Source organism: Pandoraea sp. PE-S2T-3 (assembly GCF_002179965.1).
Taxonomy (GTDB): domain Bacteria; phylum Pseudomonadota; class Gammaproteobacteria; order Burkholderiales; family Burkholderiaceae; genus Pandoraea.
In genome coordinates, this window is sequence record NZ_NGUQ01000036.1 from 1 (window position 1) to 451 (window position 451).

General features: G+C 61.9%; 1 protein-coding gene and 1 pseudogene. Both read right to left on the bottom strand.

Features of this window, described 5'->3' with window-relative positions; genetic code table 11:
* Positions 1–139, bottom strand: a pseudogene (locus CDV46_RS26955) (electron transfer flavoprotein subunit alpha/FixB family protein); the annotation flags it as partial.
* 12 nt (positions 140–151) lie between these two features.
* A partial coding sequence (locus CDV46_RS22480) for an electron transfer flavoprotein subunit beta/FixA family protein (protein ID WP_441339354.1) occupies positions 152–451 on the bottom strand: 300 nt, incomplete at its 5' end.

The following is a 451-nucleotide window of genomic DNA, read 5'->3' on the forward strand; positions in this document are numbered from 1 at the left end:
CGTCAGCGGCGGCCTTGGCATTGCTGCCAGCCACCAGCACGTGCACGTCGTCACCGCATTGCAGGGCGGCAGCGACCGTGTTCAGCGTTGCCGCCTTGATCGATTGATTATCGTGTTCTGCGATTACCAGAATGCTCATCTCGTCGTCCCCTTAGATGACCTTGGCTTCGGTCTTCAGTTTGTCGACGAGCGTTGCCACGTCCGCCACCTTCACCCCTGCGCTGCGCTTGGGCGGCTCGGCCACCTTCAGCGTCTTCAGACGCGGGCTCACATCCACGCCCAGATCGGCAGGCTTCACCGTCTCGAGCGGCTTCTTCTTCGCCTTCATGATGTTGGGCAGCGTCACATAACGCGGCTCATTCAGGCGCAAGTCGGTCGTGATGACTGCCGGCAGCGACAGCGAGATCGTTTCCAGACCGCCGTCCACTTCGCGCGTGACCTGTGCGCGGTT